Raw genomic sequence first — 26,781 nt, 5'->3', positions numbered from 1 at the left:
ATACTATCAGGCGGCGTCGATCTCGCTACCCAGCGGCGGCATGTTGTGGCCAAGCAGGCGCAGCATGTCGGCGGCGCATTCGACCACGTTCGAGCCGGGACCGTAGATGCCCTGCACGCCTGCCTCGCGCAGGTAATCGTAGTCCTGCGGCGGGATCACGCCGCCCGCCACAACCTTGATGTCTGCACGGCCAGCGGCCTTGAGATGGCCGATCAGTTCGGGGATCAGGGTCTTGTGCCCGGCGGCAAGCGACGATGCGCCGACCGCGTCGACGTCCTTTTCCAGCGCCAGCGCCGCGGCTTCCTCGGGCGTCTGGAACAGCGGGCCGGACGTCACCTCGAAGCCCATGTCACCAAAGGCGGAGGCGATCACGTTGGCACCGCGATCGTGCCCGTCCTGGCCCATCTTGGCGACGAGCATGCGGGGCTTGCGGCCGAGGCGGCGGGTCACGGCCTCCACGCCGTCGAGCACCTGCTGGTAGCGCGAATCCCCGGCATAGGCCGAGCCGTAGACGCCCTTCACCGGCGTCGGGAACGTGCCGTGGCGGCCGAACACGACTTCCATCGCATCAGAGATCTCGCCCAGCGTCGCGCGGTGGCGCGCGGCTTCCACGGCGAGTTCGAGGAGGTTGCCGCCGGTCTTTGCACCTTCGGTCAGCGCATTCAGCGCCGCACGGCACTTGGTCTCGTCGCGGGTCTCGCGCACGCGCTTGAGGCGGGCGATCTGCGCCTCGCGCACCGCGTGGTTGTCGACTTCAAGCGTCTCGATCTGGTCTTCGTTCGCCAGGCGATACTTGTTGACGCCGACGATCACGTCCTCGCCACGGTCGACGCGGGCCTGTCGGCCAGCAGCAGCCTCCTCGATCATCGCCTTGGGCCAACCGGCTGCCACGGCCTTGGCCATGCCGCCATCGGCCTCGACGCGCTCGATGATCTCCCACGCCTTGTCGACCAGTTCCTGCGTCAGCGCCTCGATGTAGTACGACCCGCCGAGCGGATCGACCACGTTGCACATGCCGGTCTCTTCCTGGATCACGATCTGCGTGTTGCGCGCGATGCGGGCGGAAAAGTCGGTCGGCAGCGCGATGGCTTCATCGAGCGCGTTAGTGTGAAGCGACTGCGTGCCGCCCAGCATCGCGGCCATTGCCTCGATCGTGGTGCGGATGACGTTATTGTAGGGGTCCTGCTCCTGCAAGCTGACGCCCGAGGTCTGGCAGTGGGTGCGCAGCATCTTCGAACGTTCGTCCTGCGCGCCGAGCTTTGTCATCACCCGGTGCCAAAGGACGCGCGCCGCGCGCAGCTTGGCCACTTCCATGAAGAAGTTCATGCCGATGGCGAAGAAGAACGAGAGGCGGCCGGCGAACTTGTCGATGTCGAGCCCGCTGGCGACGCCGTATTTCACGTATTCCATGCCGTCGGCGATGGTGAAGGCCAGTTCCTGCACCTGTGTCGCCCCGGCTTCCTGCATGTGGTAGCCGGAAATCGAGATCGAGTTGAACTTCGGCATCTCGCGGCTGGTGTAGCCGAAGATGTCCGAGATGATCCGCATCGAAGGCTCGGGCGGGTAGATGTAGGTGTTGCGGACCATGAACTCCTTGAGGATGTCGTTCTGGATGGTCCCGTCGAGCAGCTTGCGGTCGACGCCCTGTTCCTCGCCCGCAACGATGAAGAAGGCGAGGATCGGGATCACCGCGCCGTTCATGGTCATCGATACCGACATCTGATCGAGCGGGATGCCGTCGAACAGGATCTTCATGTCCTCGACGCTGTCGATGGCGACGCCTGCCTTGCCGACATCGCCGACGACGCGCGGATGGTCCGAGTCATAGCCACGGTGCGTCGCAAGGTCGAAGGCGACCGACAGGCCCTTCTGCCCTGCGGCCAGATTGCGGCGATAGAAGGCGTTGGATTCCTCGGCGGTCGAGAAGCCGGCGTACTGGCGGATCGTCCAGGGACGGCCCGCATACATCGAGGCGCGCACGCCGCGCGTGAACGGGGCGAAACCGGGCAGGCCAGGGTCTGCCGTCACGTCGTCGGCAGTGTAGAGCGGCTTTACGGCGATGCCTTCCGGCGTCTGCCAGGTAAGATCCTTGCCCTTCACTTCCTTGGCGGCGGCGGCCTGCCAGTCGGCCAGTGTCTTGTCGGTCATATCCTGTTCCTCATGCCCTCTCCCCGCTCGGGAGAGGATACGCAGGCTTGGCAGCTTGCTGCCTAGCCGAAGTTGGAGAGGGCCTTGCAACGCTTTGGGTGCGCACGCCCCCTCTCCCAACCCTCTCCCCTGAAGGGGAGAGGACTTTAAGCTCAATGCCCGCCCTTGGGCGTCTCCATGATCTCGGTCAGTTGCCCGCCCATGTCCTTGGGGTGCACGAAGAAGATCAGCGTCCCATGCGCGCCGATGCGCGGCTCGCCCAGCACGCGCTTACCCTGCCCCTCGAACCAGGCCTTGGCTTCGTGAATGTCGGGCACCTCGTAGCAAAGGTGGTGCTGGCCACCCAAGGGATTGGCCGCGAGCCACTTGCCCACCGCGCTGTCCGGGCTGGTCGGCTGGATCAGCTCAATCTGCGTGCCGGCGGTACCGTTCTCGCCCGGCGTGTTGACGAAGCACACCCGGACCTGCTGGCTTTCCAGCACGAACGGCTCGGTTATGTCCGAGGCGCCCATCACGTCGCGATAGAACGCGATGGAAGCGTCGATGTCGGGCGTCGCAACGCCGACGTGGTTGAGGCGGCCCAACTTCATCGTTCAGACCTTCTCGATGACCATGGCGATGCCCTGCCCGCCACCGATGCACATGGTGATCAGGCCATAGCGTCCGCCGGTCCGGTGCAGCTCGTACATCGCCTTGATCGTCAGGATCGCGCCGGTCGCGCCGATCGGGTGGCCGAGCGAGATGCCCGAGCCGTTGACGTTGGTCTTGGCCGGATCGAAGCCCAGTTCCTTGGCCACGCCGCAAGCCTGCGCCGCAAACGCCTCGTTGCTCTCGATCACGTCGATCTGGTCAAGCGTCAGCCCTGCCCGCTGCAGCGCCACCGGCACGGCCTTGACCGGCCCCAGACCCATCACGTTCGGCTCGACGCCCGCATGGCCCCAGCCGAGAATCTTCGCCATCGGCTTCAGCCCATGCTCTTCAACGGCCTTGCCGCTGGCCAGCACGACCGCAGCCGCGCCATCGTTGATGCCCGAGGCATTGCCGGCGGTGACGGTGCCGTCCTTCTTGAACACCGGCTTGAGGCCAGCGAGGCTCTCGACCGTCGTCTCGCCACGCACATGCTCGTCGGTGTCAAACACCACCGTGCCCTTGCGCGTCTTGATCTCGACCGGGACGATCTGCTCCTTGAAGTAGCCAGCCGCGATTGCCGCGGCCGCGCGCTTCTGGCTCTCTGCCGCCAGCGCGTCCTGCTCTTCGCGCGAAATGCTGCAGCGCTCGGCCACGTTCTCCGCCGTCACGCCCATGTGGATGTTCTCGAACGGATCGTGCAGCGCGCCCAACATCGCGTCCATCAGCACCTGATCGCCCATCTTCTGGCCGTTGCGCGCGGTCAGCACCATGTGCGGCGCGTTCGACATGCTTTCAGCTCCGCCGCCGATGGCAATGTCCTGCTCGCCCAGGGCAATGCCCTGCGCTGCCGAGACGATGGCCTGCAGGCCCGAACCGCACAGACGATTGACGTTCATCGCCGGAGCCTCGATCGGCACGCCCGCGTTCACCGCAGCCACGCGGCTGACATAGGCGTCCTTGGGCTGGGTCGGCACGACCGTGCCGATCACCACGTTCTGCACCTTGTCCGCCGTGATCCCGGCGCGGGCAATGGCTTCCTTGATGACGATCGCGCCGGTCTCGGCCGGACGCAGCGAGGCAAGGCCGCCGCCGAACGAGCCGATGGCGGTGCGCGCGCCCGAGACGATGTAGATGTCGGTCATTTTCAGTCTTTCCAAAGTCTTGGGTCAGGTCAGAGCGGGATGTTATCGTGCTTCTTCCACGGGTTCTCGAGGCTCTTGTTCTTGAGCTTCCTGAGGCCCAGCGCCACGCGGCGGCGCGTCGAGTGCGGGTGGATCACCTCGTCGACGAAGCCCTTGCTTGCCGCCACGAACGGGTTGGCGAAGCGGTCCTCGTATTCCTTCGTCTTGACCGCCTGCTCTTCGGCAGAGAGGCCGCGGAAGATGATCTCGACCGCGCCCTTGGCGCCCATCACCGCGATTTCGGCGGTCGGCCAGGCGTAGTTCAAGTCACCGCGCAGGTGCTTCGAGGCCATCACGTCATAGGCGCCGCCATAGGCCTTGCGCGTGATCACGGTGATCTTGGGCACGGTCGCCTCGGCATAGGCGAACAGCAGCTTGGCGCCGTGCTTGATGATGCCGTTGTGCTCCTGCGCGGTGCCGGGGAGGAAGCCCGGAACATCCACGAAGGTCACGATCGGAATGTTGAACGCATCGCAGAAGCGCACGAACCGCGCCGCCTTCTTCGACGAGTTGATGTCGAGCACGCCGGCCAGCACCATCGGCTGGTTGGCCACTACGCCCACAGTGCGGCCTTCGACGCGCCCGAAGCCGCAGATGATGTTGGCCGCATGCTTGGGCTGGATTTCGAAGAACTCGCCCTCGTCCACCGTCTTGCGAATGACTTCGTGCATGTCATAGGGCTGCGTCGCCGAAGCCGGGACGATGGTATCGAGGCTCGGCTCGAGACGGTCATAGGGGTCCGACGTCGGTCGCTCGGGCACGTCCTGACGGTTAGACAACGGCAGGTAATCGAAGAAATCGCGCGCTGCCAGCAGCGCCTCGATGTCGTTCTCCAGCGCAAGGTCGGCGACCGAGGTCTTGGTCGTGTGCGTCACCGCGCCGCCCAGTTCCTCCTGCGTGACGACCTCGTTGGTCACCGTCTTCACCACGTCCGGACCGGTGACGAACATGTAGGAGCTGTCCTTCACCATGAAGATGAAGTCGGTCATGGCAGGCGAGTAGACCGCGCCGCCCGCGCAAGGCCCCATGATCAGCGAAAGCTGTGGCACCACACCCGATGCCAGCACGTTGCGCTGGAACACTTCGGCATAGCCGCCAAGCGACGCCACGCCTTCCTGAATGCGTGCGCCGCCCGAATCGTTGAGGCCGATCACCGGCGCGCCAACCTTCAGCGCCATGTCCATGATCTTGCAGATCTTCTGCGCGTGACGTTCCGACAGCGATCCGCCGAACACGGTGAAGTCCTGGCTGAACACATAGACCAGACGGCCGTTGATCGTGCCCGAACCGGTGACGACGCCATCGCCGGGGATGACCGTATCGGGCATGCCGAAGTCGACGCAGTTGTGCTCGACGTACATGTCCACTTCCTCGAAGCTGCCTTCGTCGAGCAGCACTTCAAGGCGTTCACGCGCGGTCAGCTTGCCCTTGGCGTGCTGCGCATCGATGCGCTTCTGCCCGCCACCCAGCCGCGCGGCTTCCCGGCGCTTTTCCATTTCGGCGATATTGGCGGACATGCGTGGCATCCCTTCTTCTGACTGGCGGACCGTTTTCTGCTGCGACTCCGGCCAGCTCCTCCTCCCCGAGGTGCCACGCCAGAGCCGCGCCCGCGCCCTGCCGGAACGACACTGGGCGCGGATCGGCGTTCCAACTGCGCCACGCCGCTTGCCAAGTCCAATGTTATTCTGCAAACTTGCGAAGGGCCACTTTGCAAAACTGGCCGGAGTTGAGGGACGGTATAAATGGCGCGACGCCGCTTGTTTGCAGGCGAACAGCTCAAGGCCTTGCGCATCACGCGCAAGCTGCGTCAGGGCGAGATGGCATCGCTTCTGGGCATCAGCGCCTCGTATCTCTCGCAGATCGAGAATGACGAGCGCCCACTCACCCCTGCGCTGACTGACCGGTTGCAGCAAAGCTTCCCGGTCGAATGGCAGGACTTCGCCGCGGACCGGGTCGAACCCGTGCTCTCCGCGCTGCGCGATGCCACGGCCGATCCGATGCTCGGCCAGATGCTTCCCGGCGATCAGGTGGAGCGCGTGGCCGAGCAATATCCCGCATTTGCTCACGCCTTTGCGCAGTTGTGGGACCAGCATCGCCGCTCGGTCCAGCGCCTCGAAGCCATCGACGAAGCCTTGGGTTCGGACAGCATTTCCGGCGGCCGCCTGCCGTGGGAGGAAGTGCGCGACTGGTTCCACCACGCCAACAACTACGTCGACAGCATCGACCGCGCCGCCGAACGACTCGCCGTGCGCCTGTCCGGCACCGGCATGACGCCAACCTCGGCGCAGATGGCGATCTGGCTTGAAAGCCGTGGCATCGCGGTCGAGCAGGTCAGCGGCGGGGCCATGCGCCGCTTCGATCCAGAGGCACGGCGGCTGACGATCGACCCCAACCAACCCATTGAATCCGCTCGCTTCCAGATCGCCTACCAGCTTGCCGCCGAAGCCCTGCGCGAGGAGATCAGCGCGATTGTCGGTGAGGCAACGCTGCAGTCCGACGCCGCGCGCCAGCTGCTGACGGTGGGCCTCGGCAACTATGCGGCGGGCGCGCTGATCATGCCCTACGAGTGGTTCCGCACCCGCGCCCGTGCGCTGCGCCACGATATCGACCAGTTGCGTCTGACCTTCGGCGCCAGCTTCGAACAGGTCTGCCACCGCCTCTCGACGCTGCAACGCCCGCAGGCACGCGGCATTCCGATGTTCTTCTGCCGCGTCGACATGGCCGGCAACATCACCAAGCGCCACTCCGCCACGCGCCTGCAGTTCGCCCGCTTCGGCGGCGCCTGTCCGCTATGGGTGGTGCACGAAGCCGTGGCGATCCCCGACCGCATCCACGTCCAGGCCGCCGAAATGCCCGATGGCGTGCGCTATGTCTCGATTGCCAAGGGGCTGGTGAAGCCTTCGGGCAGCTACTACCGCACACCCCGCCGCTATGCCGTGGCGCTGGGTTGCGAAGCCGCTTTGGCTGACGAATTCATCTATGCCGACGGCATCAACCTCGCCCGGCCCGAGGCGGTCACCCGGATCGGCATCTCCTGCCGCATCTGCCCGCGCGACAAGTGCGATCAGCGCGCCTTCCCGCCCAGCGACCGCGCCATCGTCGTCGATCCGCACGAACGCGATCTGGTGCCCTATGGGATCACAGACTTTACGCCATGATGGTCAGTTCACCACGCGCACAGTCGCCGTGCCGGTAGCCCAGACCGGCAGGTAAAGCCCCTGCCCCGCCGCCTGCAATTGTCCGGAGCGAGTGCGCAGCAGGTCCGCCTCGACAATGAAATCGCCCTCGCGCTTGACCTCGATCGCGCGGTCGACCTTGCCGAGCAACTTGGCATAGTCGCGCTCGAAATCCTGGGTCAGCGACGAGGCCACGTACTGCGCCACGCCCGGCGCATTGATCAGGTCGATGATCAGATCGCCGCCGGTCATGTCGGTCGTGCCGCTGACGCTCAGGTCCTCGAAGCCGACACGGCGGGAGTTCTTCGCATTCACCGGCTTTCCGGTGAGCCACACCGTGCCGCTGGCAGTCTCCCCACCCGCCTGAGGACGGGCGGAAAAGTTGATACCGACCGCGATCTTGCCACCCTTGGTGCCATAGATCTCCACCGCCTTGAACTGCGCCATGACCGGGCCCACGCCAGGCACGTCGAACGGCTGTGCCGACCGCTTCGTCAGCGCCTTCATCAGCACCGGCTCAAGTTCGCGATAGTCGGCAAAGACCGGGAGGAAGAATTCGAGCTTGCCCGCGCTCTGCTCCAGCCGCTTCATGTTCGGCAAGGGAGCGGACTTGGGATCAGCCGGTCGTTGGCCGACGAAGGTCTCGGTCAAGGCTTGGAGGCCCAGCCGCAACCGCAGCTTGCCACCAACCACCTGATAGCCGCCATAGCGCAATTCACGCGGAGTAATGCGCATCCACACCGGCGGGTTTTCACGGTTCAGCGAAACCGTGGTGAAAGCATCGGCCCAGGCCTTGGCCACCGCCTCGCGCAAGTGCAGCTTGCCCAGTTCTCCCGGCAGATCGCGTTCGAGCTTGGCAATGACCGGCCGCAGTTTCTCATCCGCCTTGTCGGCAATGTCGATGCGCTGCCCCATGAAATCGACGTGGGGTGCGTCGGTCCAGTCATAGCTGATGTCCACCCTGCCGCGCGGAGTCCAGTCAGGCGCGATGTCGAGCCGCACAACGGCATGGGCCATGGCATCGGCAGTTGCGGATTCGTCGATCAGCCCGGCGACGTTTTCGGCGCGGATCTTGGCATGGAGCGGCATCGCGATGCGGATGTCGCGGCCTGATCCTTCCAGCCGCAGGCTCCCGCGTGTGACCGCGCCGATGATGCGGCACTTCAGCCTTGGCGTCTTGATCGTGGCGATGCCGATGTCCAGGCCCTTGCTCTTGACGCAGGTCTGGCCCGGCTTGTCGATCGTCCACAACTGCTGGGGAATCTCGCGTTCCAGCACGCGAGACAGGTCGGCCAGATCGGCCTCTACCGGGACCGTGATCAGCGACGGCGCAGGCTCGACCTCGATCGCGTCGGACGTGCGGACGGGCTTGCCGCCCCCGCCTGCGCCATTGCAGCCGGACAAGGCGAGGAGGATTGCGAGCGGAGCGAGGAGGCGGTGCATGTCGCCCTCAACGCTGCATGCGGCCAAATGGTGCCCCGGCGCGGCGAGCCGACAGCCCAAGAAAACAGGACAGGAGCGCCAAGCCCCTGCCCTGCCACAATTTTAATCGTCGGATCGAACGGAATCAGGCGTTCGGATTGGGCGCGAAAGCGCAGATCTTGTTGCCATCGGGATCGCGCAGGTAAGCTCCGTACTGCTTGCCCGGCGAATTTTCGCGCACGCCCGGCTGCCCTTCGCAGGTGCCGCCGTTGGCAAGTCCGGCGGCGTGCCAGGCATCGACCACCGAGGAGTCAGCCGCCTTGAAGCCGAGGGTGTAGCCGTTCGAGACGGTGTGCGCTTCGCCGTTGCCGGGCTTGGCCACGATCAGCGAGCCGTTGGGCGAAGGGAACAGCGTGCCGTGCGGCAGTTCCACCGCATTGTGGCCGAGCGTCTGCATCACCGCGCTGTAGAATTTGCGCGATTTTTCAATGTCGTTGGTGCCGAGGAAAGTGTGGGTGAACAAGGTGGTCTCTCCGTCCAGATTGTTATTGAACCAAACTATCTTGCCGTGATCCTGTCACTGCGTCGAGAGCGAAAATGAAACGTCAGAACGTTGCCGGGCTTTCGAGCGGCGGGTCGGCGCGGTGCGCGGCGGCATAGATTTCAGCCGCCTTCATCACGCGCAACATGTTGCCGCTGCTCAGTTTTGCAAGGTTCGCCTGCGACCATCCGCGCTGCTTCAACTCGGCGAAGAGCGCGGGATAGGTCGAGACGTCCTCCAAGCCCTGGACCGTGGCTTCGACACCATCGAGGTCTCCGCCGAGGCCGGCGTGGTCGGCGCCGATCAGTTTCGCAATGTGATCAATGTGATCGGCGACATCCTTGATGCTGCCGCGCGGCATCGGGTTGGCCTTGTCCCATGCTTCGATCGCGGCCTTCTCGGCATCGGGATCGCCGCGGTTAAGTGCCTTGGCGCGAGCCACTTCGGCATCGCGCGACGCGCTCCATTGTCGTGCCGCTTCAACGACATAGGGCGGGTAGAAGTTGACCATGACAATCCCGCCCGCTGCGCCGATGGCCTTCAGCGTCTCGTCCGATATATTGCGGGCGTGTTGGTTGATCGCGCGGGCGTTGGAGTGGCTTACGATCGGCGGCGGACCGCCCAGCGCGAGCACGTCGCGCATCGTCGCCTCGCTCACGTGGGCGAGATCGACCAGCATGCCAAGCCGTTGCATTTCCTTGACAACTTTGACACCTAACGGCGTCAGACCATCGTGCGCCGGGGCGTCGGTGGCGCTGTCGGCCCAGGCGTTGTTCCTGAAGTGGGTCAGCGTCATGTAGCGCGCGCCGAGGGCATACATCTGGCGCAGCACGCCCAAGGAACCACCGATGGAATGGCCGCCTTCCATGCCGAGAAGCGAGGCTATCTTCCTTGATTTCCACGCTTTTTCGACGCAAGCGGTGTCGGTGCAGAACTGCATCTCAGCCGGATGCCGCGCGATCAGGCGCTTCATCACGTCGATCTGTTCGAGTGTTGCCTGCACTGCCTGCGGTTCAGACAGATCGGCCGAGACATAGACCGACCAGAACTGTGCGCCGACGTTTCCGGCGCGCATTCCGGGCAGGTCGGTCATCATGCCCGACGCACGGGAGTCATTGAAATCAAAGCCTTCCAGCACGTCCTTGCGGCGTTCGCGCAGCTGTTCGGGTACGTCGTTGTGGCCGTCCCAGACCAGCGGCGAGGAACTTTCCAACTCTCGCGAACTCTGCGGGGACTCTGCGGCAACTCCCCCGCAACTCCCCCTAACAGGGCCAGACAAACAAGGGGCAAAACGAGGCTTCTGGTCACGCGCATTTCACCCTTCCCGATAACGGCGTATGATGAAGCGATCCTACTCGGCCACCACGTCGTCGCCATCACGCTCGGGCAGCATCAGGAACAGCACGAGGCTGGCAACCGAGCCCATCGCCATGATGACAGACACCGTCAGCAGCTGGTCATCCCCCAGCCAGCCGAACAGGGTGCCCGCCAGCAGCGGACTTCCCGCAGCGCCCAGCCGCCCCACGCCCAGCGCGAAACCTGTGCCGGTGGCCCGCGCATAAGCCGGAAAGCCGCGCGCGAAGGCGGCATAATAGCCGCTGATCGCCGCATTGGTGAAGAAGCCGGCGATCATCGTCGCCATTTGCCAAGCGCTCAACGTATCACGACCGGTGCCGAACCAAGCCACCAGCATCGCGCCGATCAGCAGCATCAGCGCGGTTGGCCACCTGACTCCCAGCCGTGCCATCACGAAGCCGAAGAGCGCACTGCCGAGGAACCCGCCGATGTTGGCATATGTCAGCACCGTGGCCGCCTGTGCCGGAGGATAGCCCGGCGGATAATCGGACACGATCTGCACGCCGAACTTCAGGATGTAATAGAAGGTGATGCAGTGGAATGTGTAGCCGAACGCCAGCAGCAGGGTGACCGGGCGCAGTCTGGGGTTTGACAGGATATCGGTAACGCGCGGCTTGGCGGCGCCCGGCACGATCACTGGCAGATCGCTGACGGCAGGCTTGCCGAAAGCGGCGAGCGTGCGGTTCACGCCCGCGAGATTGCGCTTCGTCACCAAATAGGCCGCCGTTTCCGGCACCAGCACCAGAATGACCGGGATCAACACCGCGGTCACCACCGCGCCGAACAGGAACACCGCGTGCCAGCTGTAGGTCGGTAGCAGCCATTCCGAAGCGGCAATGCCGCCGACGATCGCGCCCAGCGGATAGCCCGCCACGTAGACCGCGATGGCGATGGAGCGCCAGCGGCTGTTGGTGCTTTCGGCAACCACCGCGTTGGTGGTCGTGAGCATCCCGCCGATGCCGATGCCAGTGAGGAACCGGTAAGCGACCATCGGCTGAACCGACGCCGCAATGCTTGCCAGGTACATGCCGATCGCCATCAGCACGAGGCAGACCAGCATGGTGGATTTGCGGCCATAGCGGTCTGCCGCGCCGCCCAGCAGCACCGAACCGAAGCCCATGCCGAGCAGTTCGGCCGAAAGCACCACGCCCAGCGCCGGGCGGGCAATGCCCCACTCGGCGGTGATCCCCGGCGCGGCAAAGGCGCTCGACAATACGTCAAACCCGTCGAGCGCGTTCAACAGCACCATCAGGACCACCACGATCCACTGGCGAACGCCCATCGGCGTCTGCTCGATCACCTCGCGCGGGGTTTGTGACATGCGGCCCGATTCCTCTCCAAAAACACTTATTGCTATCTGTTATAACTTATTCGTGGATTCTGGAAAGCAGTTCGATGAGCTGCCGCACTTCCTTGTCGGAAAAGCGGCTTTTCACCCAGGCCTCGTGCTCGCCAATGGCCTGCTTGGCACGGCCCAGCATCCGGGTGCCATCGGGTTCGAGGAACAGCGCCTGCTTGCGCCCGTCCTTGGGTGAGCGGTCGCGCCGCAGGAAGTGCTTGGCCTGAAGGCGGTTGATGATGGCCATGGTGGTGGCACGGTCCATGCGCAGGCGCTGCGCCAGATCGGTCTGCGCGATGCCGGGGTGATCATCGACCAGCCAGAGCACCGAGACCTGCTTCTGCGTGAGATCGAGATCAGTGAAGGTTTCTGTGAAATGCCTGAGGCACGCGCCGTGGGCGAGACGGATGTGGAAGCCGAGAATATCGTTGATCGCGCCGACGTCGTCCTCGTCGGTGTGGCCGACGGGTGCGATGGCGTCGGCGAATTTGTCCTTGATCAATGCCCTTCCCCCAACAAACGCGGCCCCAACGAATGCGCTTGTCTAATTGTTAGCAATACATACAATATCGCGAGGAGGATGCCATGGCTCAATTTCCGAACACCCCAGCTTCACGGGATTCAACACGCCATCGCGGATCGAGGCAGACATTGCCGACCTCGCGCACGAGGGCACGATTCCTGAAGGATTAAACGGCGCATTCTACCGCGTCCAGCCCGACCCGCAGTTTCCTCCGCGCCTTGCCAATGACATCGCGTTCAACGGCGATGGCATGATCACCCGGTTCCACATCCATGATGGCCAGGTGGACTTCCGCCAGCGCTGGGCCAAGACCGACAAGTGGAAGCTGGAAAACGCGGCCGGAAAGGCCCTGTTCGGCGCCTATCGCAATCCGCTGACCGACGACGAGGCGGTGAAGGGCGAGATCCGTTCGACCGCCAACACCAACGCCTTCATCTTCGGCGGCAAGCTGTGGGCCATGAAGGAGGACTCCCCTGCCCTCGTCATGGACCCGGCGACGATGGAGACGTTCGGGTTCGAGAAGTTCGGCGGGAAGATGACCGGCCAGACTTTCACTGCCCATCCCAAGGTGGACCCGAAAACGGGCAACATGGTCGCCATCGGCTATGCCGCGAGCGGGCTATGCACCGACGACGTGACCTACATGGAAGTGAGCCCCGAGGGTGAGCTGATCCGCGAGGTGTGGTTCAAGGTGCCCTACTACTGCATGATGCACGACTTCGGCATCACCGAGGATTACCTGGTGCTGCACATCGTGCCGTCGATCGGCAGCTGGGAGCGGCTGGAAAAGGGCATGCCGCACTTCGGCTTCGACACGACCAAGCCGGTGCACCTTGGTATCATTCCCCGCCGCGACGACGTGCGGCAGGAAGACATCCGCTGGTTCACCCGCGACAACTGCTTTGCCAGCCACGTGCTCAACGCCTGGCAGGAGGGCACGAAGGTGCACTTCGTCACCTGCGAGGCGAAGAACAACATGTTCCCGTTCTTCCCCGACGTCCACGGCGCGCCGTTCAACGGCATGGAAGCGATGAGCTACCCGACCGACTGGGTGGTGGACATGGCGAGCAACGGCGAGGACTTTGCCGAGATCGTGAAACTTTCGGACACGGCTGCCGAGTTTCCGCGCATCGATGACCGCTTTGCCGGACGCAAGACGCGCCACGGCTGGTTCCTCGAGATGGACATGAAGAGGCCGGTCGAGCTTCGGGGCGGCAGTGCCGGCGGGTTGCTGATGAACTGCCTGTTCCACAAGGACTTCGAAACCGGGCGCGAGCAGCACTGGTGGTGCGGGCCGGTCTCCAGCCTGCAGGAGCCATGTTTCGTGCCGCGTTCGAAGGATGCGCCCGAAGGCGACGGCTGGATCGTGCAGGTGTGTAACCGTCTGGAGGAACAGCGCAGCGACCTGCTGATCTTCGACGCGCTGGAGATCGAGAAAGGTCCGGTGGCCACGGTACACATCCCGATCCGCCTGCGTTTTGGCCTGCATGGCAACTGGGCGAATGCGGACGAGATCGGGCTGGTCGAGAAGGAGATGGCGGCGTGATCCAACCCGGCCTCGAGTTCGTCTATGAGGCAACGGGCGAGCTTGAGCCGCCGGTGGCGATTGGCGAGACCTATGACGGCACGCGGCGGATCATTCCGATTGTCGGCGGCGGGCGGGTCGAGGGGCCGCTAATCAAGGGCAAGCTGATCGGCAATGCGGCGGACTGGCAGGTGACCCGGCCCGACGGCGTCACCGTTGCCGACGCGATCTATGCGCTCGAGACGGATGATGGGGTGGTGATCCAGATCCGCAATCGCGGGCTGCGCCATGGCCCACCCGAGGTAATGCAGCGGCTGGCCTCCGGACAGGAGGTTGACCCGGCGGAGTATTACTTCCGCACTGTTCCGGAGTTCATCGCGCCCAAGGGGAAGTATGACTGGATGAACAGGTCGATCTTCGTCTGCTCGGGCGCGCGCTTTCCGCTGGGGATCAAGCTGTGGGTGTGGCGGGTGACCTGAGCGGTCACCCTTCCGCTCTCTCCAAAAGTGCCCCTTCATCCCGCTGTGCGCGGCGAGCGATGAACAGCATCAGGACCGCGATCGGGATCGCGACCGCATTGATCGAGAGCATCGCGGTGCGCAAGGATCCGGTAGCGTCGGACAGGAGGCCGACGACGTAGGGGCCGATGCCCATGCCGAGGATCGTCATGACCAGCAGGTAGAGGCTGGAGGTGAGACCTCGCATGCGCGGCAGCACCTGATCGTACATGATCGCGTAGAGCGGCGGCATCCAGCCGGTGAGGATGAAGCTGTAGATCAGGAAGCGGGCGTAGAAGCTGCCGGGATCGGCGGCGTAATAGACCCAGAACGACATGACCGGCGAGACGGCCATCGCGAAGAGTGCGACCCAGGCGCGGCCGGCGCCGGGGAAGCGCTGGTTCAGCCAGTCTGACAGGGGTCCCCATGCCAGCGGGCCGATGATGCCCATGGCCGCCGACAGCAGTCCGAACTGCAGCGCGGTTTCCTGCATGGTCAGGCCGTACGTGCGGATCAGGAAGCTGGGGTTGAAAGCCATCATCCCGTAGTTGATCACCGACTGCAGCGTGCCGACGGCAATGCACATCATTACCGTGGGTGAGCGCGAGATGACGCGGAAGGCCTGGGAATCGCCCAGCTTCATGCCCTGCATCAGGTTGACGATCACGAAGACGCCGAGGCCGATCACGCTCCACTGCAGGGCGTGGGGATTGAGCGTGACGCTGCCGAGTTGCATCGGCGGCTTGGGGCTGATGGCGTTGCTGAGCAAGGTCAGGGCGAAGGCGGCGGCGGCGATCAGGACGAGCGCCAGCAGGTTGCCGCGCACCATGGCAGGGCTGGCGCCCCTGCCCTTCATGCCGATCCAGTGGAAGCCGGGCGTGACCGAGCCGAGCAGGCCGAGGCTCTTGGCGAAGGGGCGGGCTTCGGGCGCCGTCTCGATTCCGTCCATCTGGCCGCGCACGGGCTCCTTCAGCATCCACAGGAAGGCGGCGAGGACGAAGCCGGGAGCGGCGGCGACGAGGAAGGCGAATTGCCAGCCCTTGAGGCCGCCGGCCGCGTGGTTGGCGTCCCACCAGTGCGCGGCGACGCCGCCGAGGATCAGCGAACCACCAAGGCCGAGCGCGATGGCCGAAGCGATGACCGACATGACGAAGCCGCGGCGGTGCTTGGGCCAGAAGTCATAGAGCAACGACGTGCCCGCAGGTGCGGTCGCCGCCTCGCCGATGCCGACGCCGAGGCGCGACAGGGCGAGCATGGCGAAGCTCGACGCCAGCCCGGCAAGGCCGGTGGCGGCGGACCAGAACAGCAGGCTGATCGCCAGCAGGCGCGTGCGGACCCAGCCATCGGCCAGCCGCCCCACGGGAAGCGAGAACAGCGCGTAGAACAGCGCGAAGACGGTGCCATAGAGCAGGCCCATCTCGGCGTCGCCGATGGCAAGGTCCTTCTTGATCGCAGGCGCGAGGATCGCGAGGATCTGGCGATCGAGCAGGCTCATCGCGTTGGTCAGCGCTACCAGGATCAGCGCGTACCATGCGCCGGGGGCCAAGGTACGGCGCGGTTCTGTGGTCATTGGCTCTCCCTCCCGGCGCGGGTCAAAGCTTGAACCACTTCTCCGCATTCGTCTGGAAGAACTTCTTCTTGGTTTCAGCGCTCATGTCCATGGCATCCATCGCGCGGACTTCGTCGGCGACGTACTGGTAGGGGTAGTCCATCGCGTACATCACGCGGTCCTCGCCCATGACCTGCTGGCAGAACTTGATCGCCGGCTCCCACGCCACGCCCGAATTGGTGACGAGGACGTTGGACTGGAGATAGCCCGCGATGGTCTTCTTGAGCGGCTTCATGCGCTCGTAACGCTGCGAGCGGACGCCGGCCTGATGCATGTAGTCGAGGCGGTAGAGCCAGTAGGGCAGCGCCTCGCCCATGTGGCCGACCATGATCTGCAAGCTCGGGTACTTGTCGAAGATGCCGATGGTGATGAGGCGCAGGAGGTGCATGCCGGTCTCGACGCCGAAGCCGAAGATCGCGCCATCCAGCCCGGCATCGAGCATCGGGCCGATCATCGAATCCGGCGAGGTGGCGGGGTGGATGTAGAGCGGCTGATCGACTTCGACGAGGGCGCGGAAGATCGGGTCGAAGAATTCCTCGTCGAGATAGCGGCCCTGGGTGTGACTATTGATCTGGATGCCCTTGAAGCCCAGTTCCTTCGCACCGCGATGGATCTCGCGCGCCGACCATTCCGGGTCCTGCGGGGCGACCGTGCCCATGCCGATGTAGCGGTCCGGATACTTCTCACAGGCAGCAGCAAGCGTATCGTTGGCGCGGGCAGCGAGAGTCTTTGCCTCTTCGGCATCAAGCAGCGGCTGTACGCCGGGCGAGGTCAAGGCGAGGATCGCCTTGTCGATGCCAGTCGAATCCATGTCGGCGATGCGGCGCTCACCCAGATCGAGCAGGCGGTCCATGATCTGCATGGCGCGTTCGGACGGCGAAGTGGCGTAAAAGCCCCAGAGCGAGGCCATGCCGCGGTCCGCCGTGCCGTCGCGGATCATGCGCAAGTAAACGTCGATGATCTCGCGCGTGGCGAAGGCTTCCTCGGTGGCGATGCGCAGGTAGCCCTGTTCGCCACCTGTCTTGAGTTCTGTTGTCATGCAGGCTTCCTTCCCGGGAAGGGCAGCCCGCGATCCATCATTTGCGGATGGTGAGCGACAGGCTGCCGATGTGATTCATGCGATCGGGCACGTTGAAACGGTTGACATACTGGCCCGAATATCCCGCCTCGATGGCAATGCCCTTGGCGATAGGTACGCCCACCCCGGTAAAGCCGCGCAGCTGGTCGAACCCGGCGCGCTGGCCCCATGAGGTCGTGTCGAAATTGACGAAGGGTTCGGCCCAGACAATGGCGTTGAGGCCCTTGGCCACCGGCGTTTCGACGCGCACCTGCTGACGCAGGCGCCAGCCCATGCCGGAGCGCCCTTCCAGCCAGCGCTGTTCGAGACGGGTGCGAGAGGTAACCGTCGTCTTGCCGGGGCCGCCGACCACGCGAACAAGCGCCTGCTGGAACATGCGGTGCTCGTCGGTCGGCGTGCCGTTCAACGGCTCGGTGCGGACATAGGCGTAACCGAGGAACAGCGTATCGCTGGGCGTGATGCGATAGCCGACGGCGGGACGCAACAGGACCTGCCCCAGCCGGTCCGCTCCATCGGTGAAGCGCAGTTGCACATCGGTGAAGAGCAGGACCTTCTGCCCGACCTCGATCGTCGAGAACTGGGCCAGCCAGACCTGTTCGTCCTCCTGCGCGGCCATGGCCGTGGCGGGGAAGCAGAGGCCGGCGGCGGCCAGCAGGAGACGCGTGCGCCGCATCGGAAGCTCCGGGCAAGTGGGGATGACCCTTGCGCGTTAATGTCGGCACATTGCCCGGGTGTTTCCCAATCACGTCAAAGCCCGCCGATCAACCTTCGTGCACGGCCTTGGTGACCATGCAGGCAAGGACGCCTTCGGGGCCGTCTTCGGCGCCGTGGCCGGACCACTTCACGCCACCGAAGGGGGAGTCCGCTCCGCCGATCATGGTCGAGTTGAGGCCGATCATGCCGCTTTCGATCTCGCGGGCGAGGCGCTTCTGACGCGAGGCGCTTTCGGTCCAGGCGTAGGCGGCGAGACCGTAGGGCAGGCGGTTGGCTTCGGCGATCATCGCCTCTTCGCCGCTGAACGGGTTGATCAGCGCGACGGGGCCGAACGGCTCCTCGTTCATTATCGCGGCGTCGAGCGGGACTTCAGAGAGGACCGTGGGCGCGTAGAAGTACCCGGCATTGCTGATGCGTTCGCCGCCAGTGTGGAGGCGTGCGCCGCGCGTGACGGCATCACCGATCAGGCGGTCCATCGCCTCGGGGCGGCGGGCGTTGGCCATCGGGCCCATCTGCGAACCATCCTCAAGGCCGTTGCCGACCTTGATGCGGCCGACACGCTGCGCAAAGCCATCGCGGAAGCGTTCGAAGACGTTCTCTTCCACAATGAAGCGCGTGGGGCTGACGCAGACTTGCCCTGCGTTGCGGTACTTGGACGCGGCCATCGTATCGAGTGCGCGGTCGACATCGGCATCGCCGAAGATCAGGACCGGACCGTGGCCGCCGAGTTCCATCGTCGTGCGCAGCATGTTGTCGGCAGCGAGGCGCATGAGGTGCTTGCCGACGACGGTCGAGCCGGTGAACGACAACTTGCGGATCACCGGCGAGCCGAGCAGGTGGCGGCTGACTTCATCAGGCACGCCGAACACGGCCTGCGCCACTTCCTTGGGCAGCCCGGCATCGAGCAGACACTGCAGCACGCCCAATGCCGATGCGGGCGTTTCTTCCGCGGCCTTGAGGATCACCGAGCAGCCAGCCGCAATCGGTGCGCCAAGCTTGCGCCCCGGGTTGCCGAGCGGGAAGTTCCATGGCGCGAAGGCGGCGACGGGGCCGACTGGTTCGTGCGTGATCGTGCTGCGCTGTCCGGCAGGGCGGACCAGCGTGCGCCCATAGATGCGGAAGACTTCGCCCGCGTAGAAATTGAACAGGCCGACGTTCATCAGGACTTCGATGCGCGCCTCGGGCAGGGTCTTGCCCTCTTCCAGCGTGGCAATGCGGGCGAGATCCTCCTGCCGCTCCATCATCAGGCGCGCCGCGCCCTGCAGCACGGCGGCGCGCTGCTGCGGCGTGCTGTCACGCCAGATGCGGAAACCCTTGGCGGCGACTTCCAGCGCGCGATCGAGATCGGCGGCTTCGGCCAGCGGCAGTTCGCCGATGGTTTCGCCAGTGGCGGGGTTGACGACGGTGTGGGTGCGGCGGCCTTCGCCCTGCACGCGCTGGCCATCGATGATCATGTGGAGCGAAGGATACTGGGTCATGTCTGTTCCATGGTTTGCGGGCAGGAGCCGGGAGGTAGGGGCCCCTGCCCGCAAGCTTTTACGCCCGCGCGTTCTCGCGGTCGATGTCGCCCTGCCAACGCTGTGCGACCATTTCCTCACCCGTGACAGGGTGCTTCATGTGGAAGGCGTTGAGCTTGTGGGTCGGCCACAGCCAGTGGTCGGTGATCAGCTCGTCCGGGCCGGTCGGGTCTTCGGGGTAGGTCACCTTGGGGAACGGCACGTATTCGTGCGGGGTGTTGGCCCAGCCATGTTCGAAATCGGCGTGCCAGATCGGCATGTAATTGAGGATATGCATCCGCCACACGCCGTCCACCTTCTTGTAGGTGTTCTCGTAGATGCCGCCTTCCCACCACTGGCGCGACTTGAGATGCGGGGCATCGCCTTCGTAGTCCTTGTGGCGACCGGCCTGCATCATCGAGCGGGCGCGGCCCAGTGCGGTGACGCCATCGGGCTGGATGTTGATGATGTCCTGCAACTGCGGGTGATCAAGCAGGAAGCCGTCAATCGGGCCGTTGTTGCCATAGGTGAAGCGCTTCTGGAAGCGTTCGACATAGAGGCGGCGGACGCCCTCCTTGCCCTTCCACACGCCGCCGAAGAAGCGCACCTCGCCATCGTCGGTGAACAGGTCCACCGTCTCGTTATACATGCACTTGTCGATCAGGTAGCCGTAGAGGTGCTGCAGCTTGCGGATGTCCAGTTCGTCCTCGCGCACCGTCAGGCGCTTTTCGAGATCGGCGAGGCGGCTTTCCAGCGCGGCAATCTGGCTATTATCGGACACGTCCAACTCCCTTATGTTTTGGCATCTATTTTGTAAGTCTTACTAACAATCTGACGGGCTGCGCGAGTCCTGTCAACGCCCCATTGCCTCAAGCCTTTCAACTTCCTCGCGATAGGGACGGATGGCCTTGAACATCAGGAACGTGGCGAGCGGCATGAGCACGCTGGCGGTGATCAGCAGGGCCTTCCACAGCTGGGCAGGATCGCCGATCAGACCGTCCTGCACCTTGCCGACGACGTAACTGCCCATCGCGCCGAAGAAGGTGAACATGAACAGGTAGAAGGCGGTGACCTGCCCGCGCATGTCGTTGGGGGCGACGCGCTGGACAGCAGCGTTCTGCGGCACGGCTCCCGCAATGCCGAACATGCCCGAAAGGCCGAACATGATCAGCGATCCCCAGGCCGTGGGCATCAGGATGGCGGTGATCGTGCAGACGGTAACCCCGGCAGCGCAGCAGGTGGCGGCGCGGACGTTGGCGTCCTTGTAGCGCTTGGCCAGCCATTCGACGAACAGCCCCCGAGCAGCAGGCCGGAGAGCGAGGCGATCAGTACGGTGACGCCAAGCGCGGCACCGATCTGCCCTTCGTTCCAGCCGAAAGTGCGGATCATGAAAGGCACGCGCCAGAACTGCAGGCCGAAGGTCTCGACCGCGCTGAGGGCCAAAGCGCCGAACAGCGGGTAGTAGACGCGGGGCTTGGCGTTGATCGCGCGGAAGGCATCCAGCCCCATGAAGGTCAGGATCTTGCGGCCGAAGGTGGCATTGGCAGGAACGGTCGGCGCATCAGCTGCCGGGGCCATGCGCGGCGGTTCCTTGATCGTGAGGAACAGCAGGCCGACCAGCAGCGAGGGGATACCCATGAAGATCAGGATCCACTGCCAGCCGAGGATCGTCAGCGGGCCGAGGTGGGTTGCCCCCCAGGGCGCGGTCATCATCACCAGCATGCCGCCGATCAGCGGGCCGAGGGTGGTGCCGCCGATGAAGCCGAACTGCAGCAGGGCGAAGGCGCGCGTCAGCTTCTTGGGCGGGAAAGCGTCTGCCAGCAGCGAATAGGATGCAGGCGCGTGGGCGGAGCCGCCAGCGGCGAGGAACACGCGGCTGCCGACGAACTGGCCGAAGCTCTGGGCAAGACCGCCTGCCGAGATGATCACGCCGACCAGCGCGGCCCCTGCCCCCAGCACGTACTTGCGCGGGTAGATGTCAGCGAGGCGCGCCAACGGGATGCCAACGAAGAGGTAGCAGATGATGCTGGCCGGACCCGCAAGGAAGCCCAGTTGCGAATCGGTGAGGCCGAAATCGCGCTTGATCCGCTCGGCCAGCATGCCGAAAGTGATCGCATCGAAGAACGTCAGGAATGTTGCCAGCACGATCACGAACAGCGCCCAGTAGGCCGCGCCTGCCGGATGTTCGGCGCGCTCCTGCCGGACCTCGGCCTCGGGAACTGCCGTGACTGCGACACCTGCCATGTGCTCTCCTCTCTCGCCGCAGCAGCCCTTTCGTGGACCTTTTCGAAGCGGTGATATTGTTAGTCTTGCATACAATTCCGCTCTGGTGAATACACAAGGTGAAAAATGATTCCCCGCCCTCTGCCGAGGGTCGGGGGCGCCAATGGATGGAGAGGATCTGATGCAGAATCTGCCGGGCAAGACAGCATTCGTGACGGGCGGCGCCAGCGGCATCGGCCTCGGCATCGCCAAGGCGCTGCTGGGCGCGGGCATGAACGTGACCATTGCCGACATCCGCCAGGACCATCTCGATTCGGCAGTCGCCGAACTCGATGGCGGTGAGCGCGTGCTGGCGCTGAAGCTGGACGTGACCAATCGCGAGCAGTTCGCAGCCGTGGCCGATGCGGTCGAGGCGAAGTTCGGCAAGATCCACATCCTGGTGAACAATGCAGGCGTTGCCGTGGTCGGGCCGACGGAGCTGGCGACCTTTGCCGACTGGGACTGGGTCATGGGCGTTAACGTCGGTGGCACGATCAACGGCATTGTCACGATGCTGCCGCGCATCCTCGCCCATGGCGAAGGCGGCCACATCGTCTGCACCGCATCGATGAGCGCGCTGGTGCCGGTGGGCATGACCACGATCTATTCGTCGGGCAAGGCGGCAGTCACTTCGATGATGGAGTGCATGCGGCCCGAACTGGAACCGCGCGGCGTGATCTGCAGCGCCTTTTGCCCCGGCGCGGTGCAATCGAATATCGCCGATGCCGCCAAGACCCGACCAGCCGATCTGGCCGACACCGGCTATGCCGAGGCGGACAAGCGCCGCGCATCGGGTGGCAACTTCATGCACCTCTACCAGACCAAGGAGCAGGTCGGGCAGCGGGTGCTGGAGGGCATCCTCAATGACGAGCTCTACATCCTCACCCACTCCGAATTCCTGACCGGCGTGGAAGAACGCGGCCTTGCCACCACTGCTGCCGTGCAGACCCACCTGCCCGAGAACCCGGAATACAAGCAGACCTTCGCCATGCTGTTCCGCAACCCCGCGATCACCGAGGAGATTGCGCGGCAGAACAAGCTGAAGGAGGCTCGCGGCGCATGAAGGATTTTGCAGGACGCACCGCCTTTGTCACCGGGGGCGCGAACGGCGTGGGCATCGGGCTGGTGCGCCAGCTGCTGAACGAGGGGTGCAAGGTCGCCATTGCCGACATCCGGCAGGATTCGATCGACAAGGCACTGGCCAGCCTAGACAACCGGGAAGTGATGGGCGTGCAGCTCGATGTTGCCAGCCGCGATGGCTTCAAGGCGGCGGCGGACGAGGTCGAAGCGAAGTTCGGGCCGGTTTCGATCCTGTGCAACAACGCGGGCGTGAACCTGTTCCAGCCGATCGAGGAGTCCTCCTACGACGATTGGGACTGGCTGCTGGGCGTAAATCTGCACGGCGTGATCAACGGGGTGATGACCTTCGTGCCGCGCATGGTGGAGCGCGTGAAGGCGGGCGAGCAGAAGGGCGGGCATGTCGTCAACACGGCGTCGATGGCGGCCTTCCTCGCGGCGGGCAGCCCGGGCATCTACAACACCACCAAGTTTGCGGTGCGCGGCCTTTCGGAATCGCTGCACTATTCGCTGCTGAAGTATCAGATCGGCGTCTCCGTGCTCTGCCCCGGCCTGGTGAAAAGCTACATCTATGCCAGCGATGACGTGCGGCCCGATGCGCTGAAAGGCGCGATGAAGCCGGTCGATCCGACTGCGGTGGAGCGGCTGCAGGGGCTGCACGAATTCGGCATGGAGCCCGACGTGATCGGCGCGCGGGTGATCGAGGCGATGAAGGCCAACCGCCTGCACATCTTCTCGCACCCTGACCACAGGCAAGAAGTGCGCGAGATCTTCGACGAGATCATCGCCGAGTATCAGGACTACCCGAAAGACCCCGGCTATGACCGGCGCGTGGCCTTCGAGAAGTTCCGCGCCGACAGCTTTGCCGAAGCACGGCGGCAATCGCGGGCTGCGGACTTCTGAGCGCAAACGAAAAGGGCGGAGCCGCAAGGCCCCGCCCTTTCTCGTTGGTTTCGCGCTGTCTTCAGGCGACGTCGCGCAGGGCTTCGACGAACTTGTCGATGTTGCCCGTGGTCAGGCCGGCGATGTTGATGCGGCCCGACCCTGCCATGTAGACGCCGTGGCGTTCGCGGATGGCGAGGATCTGTTCGCCATTCAGCGGCAGCATCGAGAACAGGCCGTTCTGCACGCCCAATGGCGCCATGCTGATCGGGCCGACCTGCTGCGCGGCAGCAAGGCGATCACGGACCCAGCGCATGCGATCGCGCATCTCGTCGAGCTCGGCCAGCCACATCGCGGTAAGATCGGCATCGCCGAGGATCAGGCGGACGGCAGCGGCGCCATGATCGGGCGGCATCGACCACGAAGCGCGGGCGATCGTCGCGCCATTGGCCATGGCATTGGCGAGTGCGGTGGCATCGGAGGTCACGGCGTAGAATGCGCCGACGCGGTCACGATAGAGGCCGAAATTCTTGTCGCACGAGTAGGCGACGAGTGCTTCGGGGACGACCGAGAGAACCTTGCGCAGGCCATAGGCATCGGCTTCCATGCCAGCGCCGAGGCCCTGGTAGGCAAGGTCGAGGATCGGCAGGACCTTGCGCTCGACCAGCAGCGGCGCGATCTCGTCCCATTGGGCTTCGGTGTAGTCGACGCCGGTCGGGTTGTGGCAGCAGCCGTGCAAAAGGACGGCATCGCCGGGCTCGGCCTGTGCAAGGGCAGCCTTGAGCGCGTCAAGATCGGCAAAGCCGTCGGCCGTCATGTGGCTGAAGGTCTTCAGTTCGACACCCACGGCTGCGATGATCTGGGCGTGGTTGGGCCACGACGGCGTGCCCATCCATACGCGCTTGACGCCCGAACGCTTCGCCACCTCGATGGCGAGACGCACGGCACCAGTTCCGCCAGGAGCCTGCATGCCCTCGACCTTCGAACGGTCGAAGTCCTTGCCGAAGACGTAGGGGATCAGCGCGTGGACGAAGCCCATGTCGCCTTCGGGGCCGAGGTAGGCCTTGGAATCCTGCGTCTCGAGCAACCTGGCTTCAGCGGCCTTGATCGCCTTGAACACCGGCGTGTCGCCCTCGGACGTGCGGTAGACGCCCACGCCGAGGTCAATCTTGTCAGCGCGCGGATCGGCATTGTGGAGCTTGATCAGCGCCAGAAGTGCGTCGGCGGGCTGGGCGGCAAGATTTTCGAGCATGAGGCCTTCCTTTGCGGGGAGCAAATTGCGGCGGCTCCATGCCGCCGGAAGGCCTCGGGGCAACCCTACATTTCAATTATAAGGTATGCGGGGGGCAATTTGCAGCGATATTGCGCGAAACCGTCAAAACGGGAACCAGTTCTGCTTGCGCGAGAACTTCATGTAACCGCCGTTGATGCCAAGGCGCAAGCCTGCACCGGAGCGGACGGGAATCAGCACGGTATCGCCCTTGCGCAGATAGCTGACGTGGAAACCGCCGACGAGATAGGCCTGCCCCTCGCCCGCCGGGAAACGCTTGTAGAGCTCCTCGCTGTCGAACAGGTTGTAGACCAGCACGAAGGTGCTGGCGGCGTTGGCGCCGGCATCGAAGCCGATCGACGGGCCGGTCCAGTAGACCGGGCGCTCGCCCTCGACCTTGTGGTGGAGCGTGCCGGAGCCATAGCGCAGGCCGACGACCAGCGCGCCGCCGGCTTCGCGGCCTTTGATGTAGGCGTTGGGCTCACCCTGCTTCTTGAGCAGGTCCTTGATCAGATCGGCAAGGCCTGCAGCGCCCTTGCCGAACACGCCCTCGGCGGCACCGATCAGATCATCGTCCTTGTAGGTGTTGCTGGTTGCCGATTGAGGCGTTGCCGCTGCGGGCGCAGGCGGCAGTGTGGCCGGTGCCGGGGTTTGATAGGGTGCCGAGGCGGGCGGCGGGGCATCGGCCGGGAGCGCAGGGAGCGACCCGGCCTCGGCACCGGCGGGCGTTGCCGCAGGGCCTTGCGCCGGGACAGGCGGATTGGACTGTGGCGCCAGGTCACCGTCGATCACGGCGTTGGGATCGACGGTCTGGACCTGCGCGAAAGCGGCGCTGGTGGTGAGCGCAAGGCAAGCGGCAAGGCCGGTTACCAAGGTGCGCGCTTTCGACAATGTGATCATGATTCCCGTCCGTCCCGATCTTCGCGCGCATTCGCGCACCCCTGCCCTTCATGCAGAATCCAAGGCTGACGCCACGACAATGAACCGGCGATGAGCCGAGTCCAAAACGCGGCGAACCGCCTTCCCGGGATGATTTTCGATTTGGCCGGATTTTTGCCCGACAGCCCCTTGCCGCCCCCACAACCCTCGTTATAGCGCGCCCTCGCCGCTGCGATCCGGAGACGTGGGTGAGTGGCTGAAACCAACGGTTTGCTAAACCGTCGTACTGGTAAATCCGGTACCGAGGGTTCGAATCCCTCCGTCTCCGCCACCATGCGCAATGCCGCGAAGCCCTCCCAGAAAGTGATGGACACCCAGACCGGTCGACCTTTGCTGGTCGTCCGGGTGGTTGGCTCCGGGATGGCATCTAGCTTGGTCTTGGGCGATACCACCGGCATGACTGGTGGACGACTCATGACTGACCCATTGATCCTGCATGGTTTCTGGCGCTCTACGGCGACGTGGCGCGTACGCATCGCGCTTGGCCTCAAGGGGCTCGAATGGCGGGGCGTAGCGCACGACTTGCGGGCGGGCGAGCAGAAGGCGCCGGACTACGTCGCGCTCAATCCGCAAGGGTTCGTGCCTGCGCTGGTCACCGGGAGCGACGTCCTCACCCAGAGCCTTGCGATCTGCGAATATCTGGACGAGCTGCATCCCCAGCCCCCGCTGCTGCCGGCAACGCCGCTGGAGCGCGCCAAGGTTCGCGCCGCGGCGCAAGTCATCGCCTGCGACATCCACCCGGTGCAGAACCTGAAGGTGCTCAAGATGCTGCGGCGGCGTGGACTGGACGAAAGCGAGACCAATGCCTGGGCAGCCGAGGTTATCGAAAGCGGACTGAATGCCTTTGCCGCGCTTATCGCGGACTTCGATGGTCCCTACTGCTTTGGCGATCAGCTTACGCTGGCCGACGTGGTGCTGGTGCCGCAACTGGGCAATGCACGCCGCTTTGGCGCGAGGTTCGACTTGGGGCGGATTGCCGCGATCGAGAGCGAATGCATGAAGCTTGCCGCCTTCGCGTCTGCAGCGCCGGAGCGGCAGCCCGATGCGCCATCGTGACGCAGCGGCATGGCGCGACAGACCACTTAGCCGAAACGGTATCGCCGGACCGCAAACTCG

24 protein-coding genes and 1 tRNA gene are annotated in these 26,781 nt (G+C 64.6%); 7 read left to right on the top strand and 18 right to left on the bottom strand.

Annotated features, from left to right (window positions below; all coding sequences use genetic code 11):
* Nucleotides 1–6: 6 nt before the first annotated feature.
* From scpA to C7W88_RS08275, 4 genes are all read right to left on the bottom strand, one after another.
* The gene (gene scpA / locus C7W88_RS08290) at nucleotides 7–2,148 is read right to left on the bottom strand and encodes a methylmalonyl-CoA mutase (RefSeq protein ID WP_118073186.1); all 2,142 of its coding nucleotides are present in this window, start codon (nucleotides 2,146–2,148) and stop codon (nucleotides 7–9) included.
* A gap of 152 nt (nucleotides 2,149–2,300) precedes the next feature.
* Nucleotides 2,301–2,738 (bottom strand): methylmalonyl-CoA epimerase, encoded by a 438-nt coding sequence (mce, locus tag C7W88_RS08285; protein ID WP_118073185.1) that lies wholly within the window; start codon nucleotides 2,736–2,738, stop codon nucleotides 2,301–2,303.
* Nucleotides 2,739–2,741: 3 nt separating this feature from the next.
* Nucleotides 2,742–3,920, bottom strand: coding sequence for an acetyl-CoA C-acyltransferase family protein (locus C7W88_RS08280; RefSeq protein ID WP_205525278.1), 1,179 nt, complete (start codon nucleotides 3,918–3,920; stop codon nucleotides 2,742–2,744).
* 29 nt (nucleotides 3,921–3,949) lie between these two features.
* Nucleotides 3,950–5,476 (bottom strand): acyl-CoA carboxylase subunit beta, encoded by a 1,527-nt coding sequence (locus C7W88_RS08275; protein ID WP_118073184.1) that lies wholly within the window; start codon nucleotides 5,474–5,476, stop codon nucleotides 3,950–3,952.
* Nucleotides 5,477–5,701: 225 nt separating this feature from the next.
* On the opposite strand from C7W88_RS08275, the gene C7W88_RS08270 reads away from it, so the two are divergent.
* Nucleotides 5,702–7,117, top strand: coding sequence for a short-chain fatty acyl-CoA regulator family protein (locus C7W88_RS08270; protein ID WP_118073183.1), 1,416 nt, complete (start codon nucleotides 5,702–5,704; stop codon nucleotides 7,115–7,117).
* A gap of 3 nt (nucleotides 7,118–7,120) precedes the next feature.
* Here C7W88_RS08270 and C7W88_RS08265 read toward each other — a convergent pair whose 3' ends face one another.
* The 5 genes from C7W88_RS08265 to C7W88_RS08245 form a co-directional block, all read right to left on the bottom strand.
* Entirely contained in the window at nucleotides 7,121–8,578 is a 1,458-nt protein-coding gene (locus tag C7W88_RS08265; RefSeq protein ID WP_118074664.1) for a DUF4403 family protein, read from the bottom strand.
* 124 nt (nucleotides 8,579–8,702) lie between these two features.
* Complete coding sequence (locus tag C7W88_RS08260; protein WP_118073182.1) at nucleotides 8,703–9,080, bottom strand: VOC family protein; 378 nt, start codon at nucleotides 9,078–9,080, stop codon at nucleotides 8,703–8,705.
* A gap of 82 nt (nucleotides 9,081–9,162) precedes the next feature.
* A complete protein-coding gene (locus tag C7W88_RS08255) occupies nucleotides 9,163–10,311 on the bottom strand; it encodes a dipeptidase (RefSeq protein ID WP_240344889.1) in 1,149 nt (382 codons plus the stop codon).
* A gap of 138 nt (nucleotides 10,312–10,449) precedes the next feature.
* A complete protein-coding gene (locus C7W88_RS08250; protein ID WP_118073180.1) occupies nucleotides 10,450–11,775 on the bottom strand; it encodes an MFS transporter in 1,326 nt (441 codons plus the stop codon).
* 46 nt (nucleotides 11,776–11,821) lie between these two features.
* Nucleotides 11,822–12,295: a MarR family winged helix-turn-helix transcriptional regulator gene (locus C7W88_RS08245; RefSeq protein ID WP_118073179.1), complete on the bottom strand. Its 474-nt coding sequence runs from the start codon at nucleotides 12,293–12,295 to the stop codon at nucleotides 11,822–11,824.
* 46 nt (nucleotides 12,296–12,341) lie between these two features.
* On the opposite strand from C7W88_RS08245, the gene C7W88_RS08240 reads away from it, so the two are divergent.
* Together C7W88_RS08240 and C7W88_RS08235 are read left to right on the top strand one after the other, a co-directional pair.
* Nucleotides 12,342–13,862, top strand: coding sequence for a carotenoid oxygenase family protein (locus C7W88_RS08240; RefSeq protein ID WP_240344888.1), 1,521 nt, complete (start codon nucleotides 12,342–12,344; stop codon nucleotides 13,860–13,862).
* Nucleotides 13,859–14,320 (top strand): DUF3237 domain-containing protein, encoded by a 462-nt coding sequence (locus C7W88_RS08235; protein WP_205525277.1) that lies wholly within the window; start codon nucleotides 13,859–13,861, stop codon nucleotides 14,318–14,320. Before C7W88_RS08240 ends, C7W88_RS08235 begins: the two co-directional genes overlap by 4 nt.
* 4 nt (nucleotides 14,321–14,324) lie before the next feature.
* Here the strand turns inward: C7W88_RS08235 and C7W88_RS08230 are convergent, their stop codons facing one another.
* From C7W88_RS08230 to C7W88_RS08205, 7 genes are all read right to left on the bottom strand, one after another.
* Complete coding sequence (locus C7W88_RS08230; protein WP_118073178.1) at nucleotides 14,325–15,908, bottom strand: MFS transporter; 1,584 nt, start codon at nucleotides 15,906–15,908, stop codon at nucleotides 14,325–14,327.
* Between the two features lie 22 nt (nucleotides 15,909–15,930).
* Nucleotides 15,931–16,986 carry an amidohydrolase family protein gene (locus C7W88_RS08225; RefSeq protein WP_118073177.1) on the bottom strand — a complete coding sequence of 352 codons (1,056 nt, stop codon included), beginning with the start codon at nucleotides 16,984–16,986 and terminating at the stop codon, nucleotides 15,931–15,933.
* Between the two features lie 37 nt (nucleotides 16,987–17,023).
* Nucleotides 17,024–17,698: a DUF2490 domain-containing protein gene (locus C7W88_RS08220; RefSeq protein WP_118073176.1), complete on the bottom strand. Its 675-nt coding sequence runs from the start codon at nucleotides 17,696–17,698 to the stop codon at nucleotides 17,024–17,026.
* Between the two features lie 88 nt (nucleotides 17,699–17,786).
* Nucleotides 17,787–19,217 carry an NAD-dependent succinate-semialdehyde dehydrogenase gene (locus tag C7W88_RS08215; protein ID WP_118073175.1) on the bottom strand — a complete coding sequence of 477 codons (1,431 nt, stop codon included), beginning with the start codon at nucleotides 19,215–19,217 and terminating at the stop codon, nucleotides 17,787–17,789.
* Between the two features lie 58 nt (nucleotides 19,218–19,275).
* Nucleotides 19,276–20,016 carry a nuclear transport factor 2 family protein gene (locus C7W88_RS08210; protein WP_118074661.1) on the bottom strand — a complete coding sequence of 247 codons (741 nt, stop codon included), beginning with the start codon at nucleotides 20,014–20,016 and terminating at the stop codon, nucleotides 19,276–19,278.
* Nucleotides 20,017–20,088: 72 nt separating this feature from the next.
* A complete protein-coding gene (locus C7W88_RS23620) occupies nucleotides 20,089–20,427 on the bottom strand; it encodes an MFS transporter (protein WP_240344887.1) in 339 nt (112 codons plus the stop codon).
* Nucleotides 20,427–21,479: an MFS transporter gene (locus tag C7W88_RS08205; protein ID WP_240344886.1), complete on the bottom strand. Its 1,053-nt coding sequence runs from the start codon at nucleotides 21,477–21,479 to the stop codon at nucleotides 20,427–20,429. Before C7W88_RS08205 ends, C7W88_RS23620 begins: the two co-directional genes overlap by 1 nt.
* A gap of 160 nt (nucleotides 21,480–21,639) precedes the next feature.
* Between C7W88_RS08205 and C7W88_RS08200 the strand changes: the two genes are divergently transcribed.
* Both C7W88_RS08200 and C7W88_RS08195 read left to right on the top strand, forming a co-directional pair.
* Complete coding sequence (locus C7W88_RS08200; protein ID WP_118074660.1) at nucleotides 21,640–22,560, top strand: SDR family NAD(P)-dependent oxidoreductase; 921 nt, start codon at nucleotides 21,640–21,642, stop codon at nucleotides 22,558–22,560.
* Nucleotides 22,557–23,477, top strand: a complete 921-nt coding sequence (locus tag C7W88_RS08195; protein ID WP_118073174.1) for an SDR family NAD(P)-dependent oxidoreductase — start codon at nucleotides 22,557–22,559, stop codon at nucleotides 23,475–23,477. Before C7W88_RS08200 ends, C7W88_RS08195 begins: the two co-directional genes overlap by 4 nt.
* Nucleotides 23,478–23,538: 61 nt before the next feature.
* Here C7W88_RS08195 and C7W88_RS08190 read toward each other — a convergent pair whose 3' ends face one another.
* Both C7W88_RS08190 and C7W88_RS08185 read right to left on the bottom strand, forming a co-directional pair.
* Nucleotides 23,539–24,708, bottom strand: a complete 1,170-nt coding sequence (locus C7W88_RS08190; RefSeq protein ID WP_118073173.1) for an amino acid aminotransferase — start codon at nucleotides 24,706–24,708, stop codon at nucleotides 23,539–23,541.
* A 123-nt stretch (nucleotides 24,709–24,831) separates the two neighbouring features.
* Nucleotides 24,832–25,626, bottom strand: a complete 795-nt coding sequence (locus C7W88_RS08185) for a DUF1134 domain-containing protein (protein WP_118073172.1) — start codon at nucleotides 25,624–25,626, stop codon at nucleotides 24,832–24,834.
* 217 nt (nucleotides 25,627–25,843) lie between these two features.
* Here C7W88_RS08185 and C7W88_RS08180 point away from each other — a divergent pair.
* Nucleotides 25,844–25,936 (top strand) — tRNA-Ser (locus C7W88_RS08180).
* Between the two features lie 143 nt (nucleotides 25,937–26,079).
* Nucleotides 26,080–26,721, top strand: coding sequence for a maleylacetoacetate isomerase (gene maiA, locus C7W88_RS08175; protein ID WP_118074659.1), 642 nt, complete (start codon nucleotides 26,080–26,082; stop codon nucleotides 26,719–26,721).
* Nucleotides 26,722–26,781: the final 60 nt, after the last annotated feature.

Source organism: Novosphingobium sp. THN1 (assembly GCF_003454795.1).
In the GTDB taxonomy this organism is placed as follows: domain Bacteria; phylum Pseudomonadota; class Alphaproteobacteria; order Sphingomonadales; family Sphingomonadaceae; genus Novosphingobium.
Note: the sequence above shows the minus strand (reverse complement) of the source record. Positions and strands in the feature narration are given on the sequence as shown.